Source organism: Caballeronia sp. ATUFL_F1_KS4A, from assembly GCF_023630905.1.
Taxonomy (GTDB): Bacteria; Pseudomonadota; Gammaproteobacteria; order Burkholderiales; family Burkholderiaceae; genus Caballeronia; species Caballeronia zhejiangensis.
On sequence record NZ_JALQEB010000037.1, the window covers coordinates 187,425 to 203,616 of the forward strand.

Annotated in this window: 15 protein-coding genes; 4 read left to right on the forward strand and 11 right to left on the reverse strand. The window is 61.7% G+C overall.

Translation table 11 applies throughout. The features are described from left to right. The first annotated feature begins 683 nt into the window (after positions 1-683). On the forward strand, positions 684-1,694 hold the full coding sequence (locus tag NCS03_RS24470; protein WP_008347470.1) for a dihydroxyacetone kinase subunit DhaK: 1,011 nt from the start codon (positions 684-686) through the stop codon (positions 1,692-1,694). Positions 1,695-1,706: 12 nt separating this feature from the next. Next, positions 1,707-2,333, forward strand: a complete 627-nt coding sequence (locus tag NCS03_RS24475) for a DAK2 domain-containing protein (protein WP_250529983.1) — start codon at positions 1,707-1,709, stop codon at positions 2,331-2,333. Between the two features lie 8 nt (positions 2,334-2,341). Here the strand turns inward: NCS03_RS24475 and NCS03_RS24480 are convergent, their stop codons facing one another. After that, the gene (locus NCS03_RS24480) at positions 2,342-3,229 is read right to left on the reverse strand and encodes a DUF7164 domain-containing protein (RefSeq protein ID WP_250522192.1); all 888 of its coding nucleotides are present in this window, start codon (positions 3,227-3,229) and stop codon (positions 2,342-2,344) included. 230 nt (positions 3,230-3,459) lie between these two features. Here NCS03_RS24480 and NCS03_RS24485 point away from each other — a divergent pair, with 230 nt between their 5' ends. Then, positions 3,460-3,903: a hypothetical protein gene (locus NCS03_RS24485; protein WP_175980498.1), complete on the forward strand. Its 444-nt coding sequence runs from the start codon at positions 3,460-3,462 to the stop codon at positions 3,901-3,903. Positions 3,904-4,083: 180 nt separating this feature from the next. Here NCS03_RS24485 and proP read toward each other — a convergent pair whose 3' ends face one another. After that, a complete protein-coding gene (gene proP / locus NCS03_RS24490; protein WP_250529984.1) occupies positions 4,084-5,556 on the reverse strand; it encodes a glycine betaine/L-proline transporter ProP in 1,473 nt (490 codons plus the stop codon). Between the two features lie 423 nt (positions 5,557-5,979). Between proP and NCS03_RS24495 the strand changes: the two genes are divergently transcribed. Further along, the gene (locus NCS03_RS24495; RefSeq protein WP_008347475.1) at positions 5,980-6,240 is read left to right on the forward strand and encodes a hypothetical protein; all 261 of its coding nucleotides are present in this window, start codon (positions 5,980-5,982) and stop codon (positions 6,238-6,240) included. A 4-nt stretch (positions 6,241-6,244) separates the two neighbouring features. Here the strand turns inward: NCS03_RS24495 and NCS03_RS24500 are convergent, their stop codons facing one another. The 9 genes from NCS03_RS24500 to NCS03_RS24540 all read right to left on the reverse strand — a co-directional run bounded on the left by NCS03_RS24500 (position 6,245) and on the right by NCS03_RS24540 (position 16,175). Continuing rightward, a complete protein-coding gene (locus NCS03_RS24500; RefSeq protein WP_250529985.1) occupies positions 6,245-7,852 on the reverse strand; it encodes an ABC transporter substrate-binding protein in 1,608 nt (535 codons plus the stop codon). Between the two features lie 85 nt (positions 7,853-7,937). Then, entirely contained in the window at positions 7,938-9,575 is a 1,638-nt protein-coding gene (locus tag NCS03_RS24505; RefSeq protein WP_250529986.1) for an AMP-binding protein, read from the reverse strand. A 12-nt stretch (positions 9,576-9,587) separates the two neighbouring features. Beyond that, positions 9,588-9,983, reverse strand: a complete 396-nt coding sequence (locus NCS03_RS24510; RefSeq protein ID WP_008347482.1) for a RidA family protein — start codon at positions 9,981-9,983, stop codon at positions 9,588-9,590. Next, entirely contained in the window at positions 9,980-10,429 is a 450-nt protein-coding gene (locus NCS03_RS24515; RefSeq protein WP_008347484.1) for an acyl-CoA thioesterase, read from the reverse strand. Before NCS03_RS24515 ends, NCS03_RS24510 begins: the two co-directional genes overlap by 4 nt. Then, a complete protein-coding gene (locus NCS03_RS24520; RefSeq protein ID WP_008347485.1) occupies positions 10,426-11,607 on the reverse strand; it encodes an acyl-CoA dehydrogenase family protein in 1,182 nt (393 codons plus the stop codon). The genes NCS03_RS24515 and NCS03_RS24520 overlap by 4 nt, the downstream gene beginning before the upstream one ends. Further along, positions 11,608-12,459: an enoyl-CoA hydratase family protein gene (locus NCS03_RS24525; RefSeq protein ID WP_250441286.1), complete on the reverse strand. Its 852-nt coding sequence runs from the start codon at positions 12,457-12,459 to the stop codon at positions 11,608-11,610. 10 nt (positions 12,460-12,469) lie between these two features. After that, positions 12,470-13,030, reverse strand: a complete 561-nt coding sequence (locus NCS03_RS24530) for a MarR family winged helix-turn-helix transcriptional regulator (protein ID WP_250529987.1) — start codon at positions 13,028-13,030, stop codon at positions 12,470-12,472. Continuing rightward, positions 13,027-13,788, reverse strand: coding sequence for an SDR family NAD(P)-dependent oxidoreductase (locus NCS03_RS24535; protein WP_250529988.1), 762 nt, complete (start codon positions 13,786-13,788; stop codon positions 13,027-13,029). Before NCS03_RS24535 ends, NCS03_RS24530 begins: the two co-directional genes overlap by 4 nt. A gap of 2 nt (positions 13,789-13,790) precedes the next feature. After that, positions 13,791-16,175 carry a bifunctional salicylyl-CoA 5-hydroxylase/oxidoreductase gene (locus tag NCS03_RS24540; protein WP_250529989.1) on the reverse strand — a complete coding sequence of 795 codons (2,385 nt, stop codon included), beginning with the start codon at positions 16,173-16,175 and terminating at the stop codon, positions 13,791-13,793. Positions 16,176-16,192 lie beyond the last annotated feature (17 nt).

A 16,192-nucleotide genomic window follows, 5' to 3' on the forward strand; every position in this document is an offset into this window, starting at 1 on the left:
TCGCCGGATCCCGCTGTCGTGTCGGTCTATTAGCGTTGCCCCTGTGCGGGGCGGCACCTACTTTCTTTGCTGCTGCAAAGAAAGTAGGCAAAGAAAGCAGCTTTTCAGGCCCGCGGTCACACGCAATTTGGGTAGTTCTCTCGTCCCAGGCGGCACTCGCCTAAAGAGTGCCCTCATAAGCCCCATCCGGCTTGGCTCGCGCACGGTCTGCCGCCCGAATGCGTCGAGCGCGCTGGTTCAGCACGAAAGGGCTTCGGCACAGCGCTACGCGCTGCCGCCGGGTATGCAAGGGAAACCAAAGGGCGGCGATTGCAGTGAGATGGAGACGTTAGCAGAGAAGCACATGCACTCCCGATTGACCCATCGGCCGCGAAGCGGGCTGGAGCTATTTGGTGCTGAACCCGTTTGGCGTGTGGTGCGATGAGACGGACCGTGCGCGAGCCAAGTCCGATGGGGCCTATGAGGGCACTCTTTAGGCAGCCCACGAAGGACGAGAGGACTACCCAAATTGCGTGTGACCGCGGGCGTATCGGAAGCTGCTTTCTTTGCTTACTTTCTTTGCAGCAGCAAAGAAAGTGAGTGCCGCCCCGCACAGGGGCAGTGCTAATAGACCGACACGAAATCAGGCTTCCACACAAACGCAAGCGAACAGAACCGAACCGAAACAAGGAGCAAACAAAGAGATGAAGAAGATCATCAACAACCCTGAAGCCTTCGTCGATGAAATCATCGAATCCCTGCTGATAGCGCATCCAAAATGGATCAAACCCGCGACAGAAGACAAACGCGCACTCGTCCGCGCTGACGCCCCGACGCAAGGCCGCGTAGGCATCGTCACCGGCGGTGGCTCGGGCCACATGCCCGGCTTCCTCGGCTACGTAGGCGAGGGCCTATGCGCCGGCGTGGCAGTAGGCAACGTCTTCTCATCGCCATCATCGGAACAGATATTCGAAGCGACGAAAGCAGTCAACGGCGATGCAGGCGTGCTCTACGTCTACGGCAACTACGGCGGCGACGTGCTCAACTTCGATCTCGCCGCGGACCTCGCGGAAGCCGAAGGCATCGACATCAAAACGGTCGTGCTGACCGACGATGTCGCCTCCGCACCGAAAGACCGCGCCGCCGACCGACGCGGCGTCGCCGGCATGGTCTTCGCATTCAAATGCGCTGGCGCCGCAGCAGAACGCGGCGATTCGCTCGACGACGTCGCGCGCATCTGCGCCAAGGCCAACGCGAATTGCCGCACGATGGGCGTCGGCCTCTCGCCGACCATCCTGCCCGCCGCAGGCAAACCGACGTTCACGCTGCCCGAAGGCGAGATGGAAATCGGCATCGGCATACACGGCGAACCCGGCACGCATCGCGGCAAGCTCGAATCCGCCGATGCCATCGCCGAGCGCATCACGAAGCAGATCGTCGGCGATCTCGCCGCGCCGAAAGGCTCGCGCGTCGCGTTGCTCGTCAACGGCCTCGGCGCGACGCCGCTCGAAGAGCTCTATCTGCTGTACCGGCATTCGGCGAAACTCATCGCCGATGAAGGCCTGAAAATCGCGCGCTCGTATGTCGGCGAATACGTGACGAGTCTCGAGATGGCGGGCGCATCGATCACGATCATGCTGCTCGACGACGAACTCGAGGCGCTGCTCGAAGCGCCCGCGCGTTCGCCGTTCTTCCGCGACGGCACCGAATCCTGAAAGGAGCGTGCAATGAGTGTGACGAGCAAGGAACTGCGGGACATCCTCACGCGCGCGCTGAACGCGCTTCGCGCACACGCCGATGAACTGCGCGATCTCGACGCGGCGCTCGGCGATGGCGATCTCGGCATCACGGTGCAGGCGGGATCGACGGCAGTCGTGAAAGCGTTGAACGCATTGCCCGACGAGGCGACGTTGAACGACATCATGCTGGCCGCGGCCAAGGCATTCTCGACGGCGAATCCGTCGACGTTCGCGGCGCTCGTCGGCGGCGGATTGATCGCAGCGGCGAAGACGGTGAAGGACAAGGACGCGATCGGCCGCGACGATGCGCTTGCGATCGGTCAGGCGGTGGCGGCGCGCATCATCGAACGCGGCAAGAGTCAGGTCGGCGACAAGACCGTGCTCGATGCGCTCGTGCCGAGTCTCGATGTGCTGGCCGCATCGCAAGGCAGCGCGACGGACACGCTCGATGCCATGATCGCCAAGGCACGCGAGGAGGTCAGCGCGACTGCCACGATGCAGTCGAAGAAGGGCCGCGCGGCATGGGTGCAGGAGCGCAGCATCGGGCACGCGGATCCCGGTGCGACGGCTTATGTCAGGTTTCTAGAGGCGTTGAGAGATGCGGTCGGGGGATGAATGCCGCCCTAGCGTGATAACGTTCGTGCCGCGGCCTTAACTTCGTCTAATGTAGCCGCGGCGAGCCAATGACAATAGCCACCCAAGGTTGTTCGATCAATGTGCCCCAGTTCGATCGTTCCATATTTTCCCGCTCGAAAGTCGTGCTTCGACCAATAACTGTCCGTGTGCCACGCGTGAATGTGCAGGACATCGCTTGCAATTTTTCGATCTCCCGAGGTGAAGTGATCAAGTAAGCCAAGCGAACAGCGTTGCGGATACGTGAGGCGCAGGGCAAGCTCGCCAGCGTACATGGTCAAAACCTGCTTGCTCCAGCCCGGCCACTCGCCCGTAAAGTCGGCGAACTCTTCTTGCAGAAGACGTTCGCAATTTTCCATCTGAGAAGCCAAAAAGTTCAGCACCATTTCCGTAGGGCCGAGAACCGACGCGCCCACGTTGTGCGTGCCGTTATGCGGGAACCCCCATCGCTCACTGCATTCGGCTAGTTTTCGACGGACCGACTCCGCATAAGCATATGCGCCGAATCCGAGGCAAAGACCAGATGGCTCAAACTCGACTAACGCAGAAGTCACAAACGTGTCGCAATCTGTTTTGAGGATGTATTCGTACTCACGACAGAGGTCGAATACAGCGGGGCTGACTAGATTTGCTACCGAATTGATGAACTTATAGTCCGACCACGCGGCATGCTCGTCCGCGAAGGGTAGCGCGGTGATGTATCGAATTCGATCGTTTGAAGGAAGTTTCTTCAGGGCGTCAGGGTGGCAGACGGCGATGAGATCACACGTCGCAGTTGCACCCGAGAAGATCAAGCTTTTGTACAGCCACGAGAATTCCTCGAGCATTGTGGCAGCATTGTCTACGTAGACGAGTATGCCGGTGCGGTGGTTTTTCACGTATTTCCCTTGCCATAAATATTACGGATGCCGAAGTGTACCATTCGTGATCTGACCGCCGCATGAAAGCTTGACATCGATCATTCTTGTTTCGTTACTCTTCTCCTTTTGTAAAAAACTCATTCGCAACAATCGACGCCGTGCGAATCGATATCTAAGCTTACTCGCGTCTGTCGTCTTGTTGAGGCGGACGCTCAATATGCACATCTAGATACACAAGGATAATAACCATGTCTTGCATTTTCTTTGTCGGTCTGCGCGACGATGAAATGGTTGAGTATGATTCGACTTTCAACGTTTGGAACGGTCGTTGGGGCCTCAACAACCAAGGCGGTGACCCAGTCACGATCGACGCAAACGATGGTGCTATCGCCATAAAGACAAAGGGTTTGTACCGCGTCTCCGGCCTGATCACTGGAATCGCGGCTCCATCGACAGGCGATAACGACCTGGTTCGCGCGTATATCAACCTCCCGCCGGATCAATTGGAGCGAGATCCAAGCTATCCGGATCCTTATTACTTCGGATCGCAAACGAAGAACGTCGGCGGAAGAACGACGCTGCCTTTCTCGGGTCATCTCGTCTTGACGACCTGGCCCAAGTTCACGTTCTACGTCAGCAGGAACTTCAGATCGCTTTCGACGAACCTATTGTTCGAATACGTTCAGCAATGATTGCATGAACCTGACGCGTCCTATACGAATGTTTCATCGAAAGACAGCCGTTAGGATTGCAATGATTCATTGACCGCGCCGAAACCCCCCCCGCCCCCAAGGCATCATATGGGGGCTCTACGTCTCTACCGGCGCGCTCCAATCAGGTGAAAACGGGCTGCGTCCTCGCGGCCAACGCCTTCACGCTCGCTTCCTCTGCACCACGACCTCACGCTCGCGCTTGCCCGCCGGCACCACCTTCAACTTCTTGCGCGTAAGAGCGAGCGCTTCGGCCTTCGTTGCGACGCACGGCCCTGAGCCGAGCAAAGGCTGACGCGCCGTCTCGCGCAACGCGAGCACGGACACCACGCCAATCACGGATGCCGCCATCAGGTAATACGCGGGCATCATCAGATTGCCGGTCGCATCGACGAGCCACGCCGTGACGAGCGGCGTCGTGCCGCCGAAGAGCGACACGGATACGTTGAAACCGATGGCGAGCGCGCCATAACGAATGCGCGTCGGAAAGAGCGCGGGCAGCGATGAAGGCATCACGCCGGTGAACGTCGATAGCAGCGCGCCGAGTATCAGCAAGCCGAGAAACACCGGAAGCATCGCGCCCGTTTGCACGAGCAGCAACGCGGGAATCGACAGCGCGAAAAGCCCGATGCAGCCGATCATCATCACCGGCTTGCGGCCGATGAGATCGGAGAGATGGCCCGCGAAGAGCGTCATCGGGATCATCAGCATCATCACGAGCAACACGAGAAACAGGCCGTGCGTTTCATCGAAGTGCAGCGTCGCCGAAAGAAAGCTCGGCAGATAAGACAGCGCCATATAGTCGGTAACGTTGAAGATCAGCACGAGGCCGACGCATTGCATCATCGGCTTGAATTGCCGCGACAGCAGTTCGGCCAACGATTGTTTCGGACGCGACCGTTCATGCGCCTCGCGCGTCTCGGCTTCCTTCTTGAACGCGGGCGTCTCTTCGAGCTTCATGCGGATATACAAGCCGACCAGCCCGAGCGGACCCGCGACCATGAACGGCACGCGCCATCCCCATGAAAGCAGCGCGTCGTGCGGGAGCAGGGCGGTCAGCAACGCGACCGTGCCCGCGCCGAGGATATAGCCCGCGAGCGTGCCGACCTCCAGAAAGCTGCCATAGAAGCCGCGCCGCGCATCGGTCGAGAACTCAGCGATGAACGTCGCCGCGCCGCCGTATTCGCCGCCCGTCGAGAAGCCTTGCACGAGACGCGCGACGAGCAGGAGAACGGGCGCGAGAATGCCGATCGAGTGATAGCTCGGAATCAGGCCGATGCAGAACGTTCCGACGGCCATCATGATCATCGTCATTGCGAGCACGCGCTGGCGGCCGATCCTGTCGCCGAGCGGCCCGAAGACCATCCCGCCGACAGGACGCACGAGAAACGCAGCGGCGAACGTGCCGAAGGTCGCGATCAACTGCGCGGACGGACTGCTCGACGGAAAAAATACTTTCCCCAGCACGACGGCGATATAGCTATACACGCCAAAGTCGAACCATTCCATGGCGTTGCCGAGCGCCATCGCGCCGACGGCACGTTTCAGCAAGGCATGGTCGACTACCGTGATATCGCCCAGCGTGAGATGCGGCGACGTTTTGCTTCGGGCGTTGCGCTCGTGCGAGAGGCTCAATTGTCTCACTCCTGATTTCGCGGCGAACGCGAGGGACTGCGTTGCGTTCGCGCGGAAGGCCGCCGATGGGGCGCGGGGCCCTCGGCACGATGAATGATCAGAGTGTGCGGGTCGCGGCGCGTGCATGCCTTCGCTCACGCGTCCTTGAATCGGCAGAAAACGACACTCGCATCATTGCAATGTCGGATTGCATCGCACACGCGACGCGCAAGCGTTGGCCTCGGTCCGACAGGAGCGCCTTGACGCGATCATCGCTCAACGCGCCAATCCCTTTACGCGCAACGCTCACAGCGATTCAGCGCGTCATTGGCACGAGCCATGCGTTTGATGAAGCGGGCGCGATGCCGCCGGCACGATGATTTCATTCCGGGAACCGTGTCGACGGATCGCGCCTCTTTTTATCGACGGATTCACGGGGTTGCCATGAAAGCGAAGACCATCGCCGTTCTTCTCGCCGCGAGCGCGGCGTCGTCGGCCGTGCCTGCGTTCGCGCACGATTGCGGCGCGGCGAACATGCAGTGCGAAAGCGCGGTGAAGCATGTATCGCACAAGGAGAACAGCGCGCGGGCGGTTCATGGGATGCGCGCGAAGAGCACCGGACACGAAATGCCCGACGCTGCCAAGACGCCGCCAATCGAACACGAGCAGCACGACAGCATCGATGCGTGGTATCGCGGTGGCTGATCGCTCAATCGAACGTGATGCCGTCGAAACGATGTCCGCCGAGCGGACTGATCAGATAGCCATGCACGCGTTTCGATATCGGCTGGAAGATGTTGGCGTGCGCGAGCGGCGTGTACGGCACCTGATCCTTGAACACCACTTGCGCTTCTTCATAGAGCTTCGTGCGCGCGTTCTGATCGGTGACGAGACGCGCTTTCGCGAGCAGATCGTCGAACTGCCTGTTGCACCACTTCGCCATGTTGCTGCCGTGAACCGCGTCGCAACCGAGCGTCGTGCCGAGCCAGTTGTCGGGATCGCCGTTGTCGCCGAGCCAGCCGTAAAGAATCGCGTCGTGCTCGCCGTTCGTCTTCGCGCGCTTGTTGTACTCGGCCCATTCGTAAGTGACGATGTTCGCCTTCACGCCGATCTTCGCCCAGTCCGATTGAATCAGTTGCGCCATCAGACGCGCGTTCGGGTTATAGCCGCGCTGCACCGGCATCGCCCATAGCGTGATCGTGAAGCCGTTTGGAAAGCCCGCTTCCTTCAGCAGTTCCTTCGCCTTCGCGGAGTCGCGCGGTGCGTCCTTCAGCGCCTTGTTATACGACCATTGCGACGGCGGCATCGGATTCGTCGCGATGGTCGCTGCGCCTTCGTAGACCGTCTTGATGATCGCCTGCTTGTCGATCGCCATGTCGAGCGCGCGGCGCACGTTCACGTTATCGAGCGGCTTGTGCGTCGTGTTGTAGCCCACATACGCGACGTTGAAGCCGACGCCCGACAGCACCGTGAGCTTCGGATCCTGCTTCGCTGCGGCAATGTCGGCGGGACGCGGAAACGACGTCACCTGGCATTCTCCGCTCGATAGCTTCTGCTGACGCACGGCGGCATCGGGCGTGATCGAGAAAACCAGCTTGTCGATATGCACGTCCTTGCGGTTCCAGTAAGTCGGATTGGCGTCGTAGCGGATCGTCGCGTCCTTCTGATAGTCGCGGAACACGAACGCGCCCGTGCCCACTGGCTTCTGATTGAGGTCTTCCGGCTTGCCCTGCTTCAGCAGTTGCGCGGCATATTCCGCCGATACGATCGATGCGAACTCCATCGCGATGTTGCGCACGAACACGACATCAGGCGTCTTCAACGTGAAGCGCACGGTGTAGTCGTCGAGCTTGTCGACGGATGCAATGTTCTTGTCGTAGCCGAGATCGGTCAGATACGGGAAGCTGACGGGATGCGCCTTCTGAAACGGCTCGTTCGGATCGATCATGCGCTTGAACGTGAATACGACATCGTCCGCGTCGAAGTCGCGCGTCGGCTTGAACCAGGCGGTCGACTGAAACTTCACGCCGCGCCGAAGATGAAACGTGAAGGTCTTCGCATCCGCGGACTCATCCCACTTCTCGGCGAGACCCGGCACGAGATCGAGCGTGCCGCGCTTGAATTCGACGAGCTGATCGTAGACCGCATGCGCGCCCGCATCGAAGTCGGTGCTCGTCGTGTATTGCGCGGAATCGAAACCGGCGGGGCTGCCTTCGGAACAGAACACGAGCGTCTTGTTCGCCGCCGGTGCGGCTTGCGACGTCAATGCGAATGCGGCAAAGAGGGAAACGGCAAGGAGTCGATGCGTCAGAACCATTTTTCTTGTTTGCTCGGAAGAGTGGGCAAGCCGCCTCGCGGCGGGCATGAGCCATACTCTACCAAGCAAACGTTTTTCGAGCTTGCTACATCGAGCGCAACGCGAAGCGCTTGAGCTTGCCCGTCTCGGTGCGCGGCAACGCCGTTAGAAACGTCACGATGCGCGGATACTTGTAAGGCGCGACAATGCGCTTGACGAACGCCTGCAATTCAGCGATGAGCGCATCGTCGCCGGTGAAACCGGGATTGAGCACGACGAACGCCTTTACCACTTGCCCGCGCGTTTCATCGGGCACGCCGATCACGCCGCATTCCGCCACCGCTTCATGCTGCATCAGCACGCTTTCCACTTCCGGCCCGGAGATGTTGTAGCCCGCCGATACGATCATGTCGTCGGCGCGCGCCTGATAGAACACGTAACCGTCATCATCGATCACGACGGAATCGCCGGGCAAGTTCCAGCCGTCGCGCACGAATTTCGACTGACGTTCATCGGCGAGATAGCGGCAACCAGTCGGGCCGCGCACCGCGAGCTTGCCGATGGTTCCGGGCGGCACCGGCTGCATCGCATCGTCGACGGCCTGCACGATATAGCCCGGCACCGCGCGTCCGATCGCGTGCTCGCGCACGTCCGCACCCGCCGACGAAACGAAGATATGGATCATCTCCGTGCCGCCGATGCCGTCGATCATTTCGATGCCGCTCGCTTCGCGCCATGACGCGCGCGTGGAATCGGGCAACGCTTCGCCCGCCGACACGGTCTTCTTCAGGCTCGACACATCGAAGCCTTCGATGAGCGGCGCCATCTGCCGATAGAACGTCGGCGCAGTGAACATGATCGTCGCGCGAAAGCGCTGCACGGTTTGCAGGAGCGTTTCGGGCGTGAGCTTTTCGAGCAGGATCGTCGACGCGCCCACGCGCAATGGAAAGCACAGCAGGCCGCCGAGGCCGAACGTGAACGCGAGCGGCGGCGTGCCGCAGAACACATCGTCGGCCGTGGGCTTCAGAATGTGTCGCGGGAACAGATCGCACATCGCAAGGACGTCGCGATGAAAGTGCATGCAGCCTTTCGGCGCGCCGGTCGTGCCGCTCGTGAATGCGATGAGGCACACGTCGTCGGCGGCGGTGTCGCAGGCATCGAAATGATCGGGCTTGCTTCGAGCCAGCGATTCGAGCGACGCGGGTGCATCGTCGTGAAACGTCAGCACTTGCGCGAGCGCTTCGCAATGGAAGTCGTCGCCTTTCGTCGTGCAGCGCTGCAGTTCTTCCATGAGACGCACATCGCATAGCGCCGCCGATATCCGCGCCTTCTCGATGATCTGCTTCAGTTCTTTCGCGCGCAGCAGCGGCATCGTCGGCACGACGACGAGACCGGCCTTCAGCGCCGCGAAGAACGCGACGGCCATCTGCAACGTATTCGGCCCGCGCAACAACACGCGATTGCCCGGACGCAAACCCATTTCATCGACGAGCACATGCGCGCTGCGATTCACGAGCGTGCGCAACTCGCGATACGTCGTTGCGTGCGGCTCGCCGTTCGCATCGGACCAGATTGCCGTGCGATCGCCATTTCCGCTTTCGATCGCGCGATCCAGCAATTCGGTCGCGCAATTCACGCGCGCCGGATAAGCGACGTCCGCATTGTCGAGCATGAGCACCGGCCATTGTTCCTGCGGCGGCAAATGATCGCGCGCGAAAGTATCGATGTGTGCCGAGCGTTCCATCGTGTCCTCCGCTTAGTCGGGGATAACAGCCGTGGCTTCGATCTCCACCAGCGCATCGTCTTCGATGAGCGCGACGACTTGCACCGCACTCATCGCGATGTCGTAATCGCCGATCAGCTCGCGGAATGCCGCGCCGATTTCCTTCGCCGCCGCGAGATACGCGCGCTTGTCGGTCACGTACCACGTCATGCGAACGAGATGCTCCGGCTTGCCGCCCGCTTCGCGCAGCACGGCCACGATATTGCGCAGCGCCTGCGCGGCCTGAGCGCCGAATGCGTTGCTGACGAAGCGCGCCTCTTCGTCCCAGCCGATCTGCCCCGCGATGAACACCTGCGTGCCGCGCACCGCGACGCCGTTCGCGTAACCGCGCGGCTTGATCCAGTCCGAAGGCTGAAGGGTCTTTTTCATGAGCGTGATTCCTCTTGAAGTGCGCGGCTCGTGCCCGGCGCGAACCGTTCGATCGCGAGGGCGATGTCGCCGGGAATGGCGATCGAGCGGCCATCGTCGAGCGATGTCGTCACGAGGACCTGCTTCGCGCGAAAGCGCACTTCGCCGTCGCAATGACAGACGATGTCGATGCGGATCGAGCGCTGTCCGACGGAATCGACCGCGAGCGACAGCGTCACCGTTTCGCCCATGCGGCTCGGTCGCGAGAACTCGCAATTGAGCTTGACGATGGGAAGTCCGACGCGGCGCCGCGAGATCATGTGCGCGTAGTCGATGCCGAGCGCATCGTCGAACCAGTCTTCGACGAGCATGTTCGTCATCACCAGGTATTGCGGAAAGTACACGATGCCCGCCGGATCGCAGTGCGCGAAGCGGATTCGCATCGGCATGTCGAAGCGTTGTGTCATCGTTGATGTGCTCCGTGCGCCTTGAGCAAGTCGCGTCCGACGATCAACTGCTGCACTTCCGTCGCGCCTTCATAGATGCGCAGCGCGCGTATCTCGCGATACAGCGATTCGACCGCCGTACCGCTCTTCACGCCGAGGCCGCCCCACAACTGCACGGCTGCATCGATGACCTGTTGCGCGCCTTCGCTCGCGTGCCATTTCGCCATCGCGGCTTCGCGCGTCACGCTCTCGCCCTGATCGCGCAGCCACGCGGCGCGATACACGAGTAGCGCGCTCGTGTCGATGGTCAACGCCATCTGCGCGAGCTTCGCCTGCGTGAGCTGAAAGTCGCCGAGCGTCTGGCCGAACATCTTGCGCGATGCGGCGCGTTCGAGCCCTTCCTGCATCGCGTGACGCGCGAAGCCGAGCGATGCCGCCGCCACCGACGTGCGGAAGATATCGAGCGTGCGCATCGCGATCTTGAAGCCTTCGCCCGCGGCGCCCAGCATCTGACTGCGCGGCACGCGCGCGTTCTCGAAGTGCAGGCGCGCGAGCGGATGCGGCGCGATCACGTCGATGCGTTCGGCGATCTGCAAGCCGGGCGTATCCGCATCGACGATGAACGCGCTGATGCCGCGCGAGCCCGGCGCTTCGCCTGTGCGCGCGAACACGACATGGAAGTCCGCGATGCCGCCGTTCGATATCCACGTCTTGTCGCCGTTCAGCACGTAGGCGTCGCCATCGGCGCGCGCATCGAGCGACATCGCCGCGACATCCGATCCCGCTTCCGGTTCCGACAACGCGAACGCCGCCAATGCAGTGCCGTTCGCGACGCGCGGCAAATAGCGCTCTTTCTGCGCATCGGTGCCGGCGAGCGATATGGCGCCCGAGCCGAGCCCTTGCATCGCGAAGGCGAAGTCCGCGAGGCCGTCGTGTTTCGCGAGCGTTTCGCGCAGCAGGCACACGGCGCGCGTGTCGATCGTATCGTTCGATGCGCCGTATCGGGTGCCGCCGATGCAATGCCTGAGCCATCCCGCATCGCCGAGCATGCGCACGAGGCGCTTGCAGGCCGCGTCGGTATCGGCGTGATCGACATGCTTCAGATGCTCGTTCGCCCATGCATCGGCATCGCGTGCGAGTTCGCGATGTCTCTCATCGAAGAAGGGCCATGCGAGCGCGCTGTGTGGATCGGCGTTCATTCAGTCTCCTTCGAACACGGGACGCGTCTTCCCCGCGAACGCGCGATAGGCGCGCTCGAAATCGCGCGTGCTCATGCAGATGGCTTGCGCCTGCGCTTCCGATTCGATCGCTTCGTCGATGCTCATGCTCCATTCCTGATGCAGCATCTTCTTCGTGATGCCGTGCGCGAAGGTCGGCCCGGCGACGAGTTCGGACGCGAGCTTCGCGGCTTCGTCGAGCAAGGTTTCGGGTGCGCAAAGGCGGTTGTAGAAGCCCCAGTGATAGCCTTCTTCGCCGCTTGCCGAGCGGCCCGTGAAGAGCAATTCGGCAGCGCGTCCCTGACCGATGATGCGCGGCAGAATCGAACACGCGCCCATGTCGCAGCCCGCGAGACCGACGCGCGCAAAGAGAAATGCGAGCTTGCTGCGCGCGGTGCCGAGACGCATGTCGGACGCCATCGCGAGGATCGCGCCCGCGCCCGCGCAGACGCCATCGACGGCGGCTATGATCGGCTGCGGGCAATGACGCATCGCCTTGACGAGATCGCCCGTCATGCGTGTGAAGAGCAATAGCTCGGGCATCGGTAGATCGATCAGCGGTGCGATGATTTCATGCACGTCGCCGCCGGAGCAGAAGTTGTCGCCCGCGCCGTGGATCACGACGGCTTTCACATCGGTCGCATAGGCGAGTTGCCGAAACAGATCGCGCAACTCCGCATACGATTCGAACGTCAGCGGGTTCTTGCGTTCGGGCCGGTTCAGCATGATCGTCGCGACATCGTTCGTGACGGACCATCCGAAGTGCGTCGCGCGATAGTCCGCGAGCGTTACGCGATTGCCGGCGAGAAGCGCATCGGCGCTCGATGAGCTCATCTGTGTCTCCTTAGTCCTTCAGCGTCTTCAGCAGATGCTGCTTCAGCTTGCCGAGCCGCTGATGCGTCTGCGATTTTTCGTTCAGTTCGAGACCGCCGAACATTTCGACGACCCATTGCTCATGCGCGGTCGCCATCTTGTCGAACGCGGCGCGGCCTTGCGGCGTGAGACGCACGCTCGTCGAACGGCGATCGTTCGGATCGGCATAACGCGATACCAGTCCTTCTTTTTCGAGCTGATCCGTGATGCCCGTCACATTGCCGCCGGTGACCATCATGCGGCGCGATAGCTCGGTCATCTTCAGGCCCTCGGGATGACGTTCGAGTTGCGCCATCAGGTCGAAGCGCGGCAAGGTCGTATCGAACTCGGTGCGCAGGCGCTTGCGCAGTTCGGCTTGCACGAGGTTCGTCGTGGTCAGCATGCGCAGCCATAAGCGCAGTCCCATGTGGCTGTCGGCGCCGGTGCTCATCTCGACATCGACGACGTTGTCCGCCGGCTTCTCCACGCCCTTGCGCGGCGCTTTCTGCTCGGTTGCGGCGTTCGTCTTCTTGTTGCCTGCGATGTTGCTCACGTTACTTCTCCACCTGATACGGATATCGACTGGCCGTTCATCGCATCGGAACCGGGCGCGCACAGCCATAGCACGGCGTTGGCGACTTCTTCCGGCTGCACGAAACGGCGTTGCGGGTTGTTGCGCACGAGCGCATCGCGTGCGTGCTGTTCGCTGCGCGCGGTCTTCGACATGATCTGATCCAGCGATGCGCGCAGCAGCTTGGTTTCGGTATAACCGGGGCATACCGCGTTGACGGTTATGCCCTTCGTCGCGACTTCGAGAGCGAGCGCGCGCGTGAGACCGATGACGCCATGCTTCGCTGCGCAATACGCCGCGACATACGCATAACCGATCTGTCCCGCCGTGCTCGCGACATTCACGATGCGGCCAAAGCCACGCTCCAGCATCGACGGCAACACGGCGCGCGTGCAGAAGAACACGCCGGTGAGATTGACGTCGATCATGCGTTGCCACAGTGCCGCATCGGTTTGCGTGAAAGGCGCGGCTTGCGCGTGGCCTGCGTTGTTCACGAGGATATCGGCCGGACCGGCGCGCAAGAAGGCTTCGGCGACGGCGGCTTCATTCGTCACATCGACGCGTATGCACGCGACGTCGGCGTAATCGCGCATCGCGTCGCGTTGCGCTTCGAGGCGCGCGAGATCGCGGCCCATCAGCGTGATGCGTGCGCCGGCATGCGCGAGCGCCTCTGCGCACGATGCGCCGATGCCGCTGCCACCGCCTGTCACGACCGCGTGTTTGTCGGCGAGAGTCGTCATGATCAGACCGTTCCTTCAGCGCGTTGCGCGCGTTCTTGCGGCGTGAGGCGCGCATTGTCGGCGGCCAGTGCGCGCTCGCGTTCGAGATTGCGTTCCAGTTGCGATTTGGCGGCCGCGTATTGCTTCGGCCACGCGATATCGAAGTAGCCGATCTTCGCGGCCTCGTTCAATGTCCACGATGGATTCGCGAGATGCGGGCGCGCCACCGCGCACAAGTCCGCACGTCCCGCGGCGATGATGCTGTTCACGTGATCCGCTTCCGAGATCGCGCCGACCGCGATGGTCGCGATACCCGCTTCATTGCGTATGCGATCCGCGAACGGCGTCTGGAACATGCGCCCGAACACAGGCTTCTCCTGCTTGCTGACTTGCCCTGAAGAGACGTCGATCATGTCCGCGCCGGCGGCCTTGAATGCGCGCGCGATCTCGACGGCGTCGTCGGGCGTCGTCCCGCCATCGACCCAATCGTGCGCGGAAATGCGAACGGACATCGGCTTGTCTTGCGGCCACACAGCGCGCATCGCCTTGAATACTTCGAGCGGATAACGCAGGCGATTTTCGAGCGAGCCGCCGTATTCGTCAGTGCGATGATTCGTCAGCGGCGAGAGAAAGCTCGACAGAAAGTAGCCATGCGCGCAGTGCAGTTCGAGCCAGTCGAAGCCTGCAAGCGCGGCCATTTCCGTGGCGCGCACGAACTGCGTTTCGATCTCGCGCAATTCGTCGTGCGATGCCTCGCGCGACCATTGGCTCACGCCTTGCAGATACTGTTGTGGCGATGCGGAAACCAGCGGCCAGTTGCCATCGGGAAGCGGCTGATCGATGCCTTCCCAGCTCACGCGCGTCGATGCCTTCGCGCCCGCATGGCCGAACTGCATGCCGATCTTCGCATCCGATTGCGCATGCACGAAATCGACGATGCGCTTCCACGCCGCGAGATGCTCCGGCGCATACATGCCCGGACATCCCGGCGTGATGCGCGCTTCGGGCGACACGCAGGTCATCTCGGTCATCACGAGCGCGGCGCCGCCCATCGCGCGCGCGCCGAGATGCATCAGGTGATAGTCGCCCGCGATGCCATCGACGGCGGAATACTGCGCCATCGGCGAAACGACCACGCGATTCTTCAGCGTGACGCCGCGCAATGTGAACGGCGTGAACATCGGCGGAACGGATCGTTGCCGCGCGTTGCGCTCGATGCCCGCACGCGCGGCGAGCCAGTCTTCGAATGAGGCGAGATATCCTGCATCGCGCTCGCGCAGGTTTTCATGCGAAATGCGCTGCGAGCGCGTGAGCAACGAGTATGCAAACTGCTCGGGCTCGAACGACGCGTATCGATCCACATGCTCGAACCACTCCGTCGAATTGCGCGCGGCATTCTGAATGCGCAATACATCGACGCTGCGTACTTGCGTGTAATGCGCGAGCGCGCCGTCGAGATCGCCGTTCTTCATCGCGAACGCAGTGTCGATGCTGTTCGCGAGTTCGATCGCATCTTCGAGTGCGAGCTTCGTCCCCGATCCGATCGAAAAATGCGCGGTATGCGCGGCATCGCCCATCAACACGACGGGCGTCCGTTTGCCATTCGCGGATTCGCGCCAATGCACCCATTCGCGATTGACGACGCGCGGAAAGCGGATCCATTGCGCCGATCCGCGCAAGTGCGTGGCGTTCGAGATCAGCGCGTGGCCGTCGAGATGCTTCGCAAAAAGCTTTTCGCAGAACGCGATGCCGTCTTCCTTGCTCATGTCGGCGAGGCCGGCCGCACGCCATACGCGTTCGGGTGCCTCGACGATGAACGTCGACGTGTCTTCATCGAAGCGATAAGCATGCGCCTGAAACCAGCCCCATTCCGTTTTTTCGAACGCGAACGTGAATGCGCCGAAGCACTTGTGCGTGCCGAGCCACACGAAGCGGCAATCGCGCATGTCGATATCGGGCTGATACGTCGACGCGTATTTCTGCCGAATCGCGCTGTTCAATCCGTCGCTCGCGATGATGAGGTCGGCGTCGTAGTCCTCGTCGTTCGTGACTTGCGTTTCGAAGACGAGCTTCACGCCGAGGTCTTCGCAACGCGCTTGCAGGATATTCAGCAGACGTTTGCGGCCGATGCCGCAGAAGCCGTGACCCGACGAGCGCACGGTGCGCCCGCCGATGTGGACGTCGATGTCGTCCCAGTGATTGAAGGCGTCGAGAATGGCATCGGCGCTTGGCGGGTCCGCCGCGCGCAGGTTGCCGAGCGTCTGGTCGGAGAACACGACGCCCCAGCCGAACGTGTCGTAAGGACGGTTGCGTTCGACGACGGTGATTTCGTAAGCGGGATGGCGGCGCTTCATCAAAAGCGCGAAATACAGGCCCGCCGGACCTCCGCCGATGCAGACGATACGCATGCTTGCTCTCCGACTCG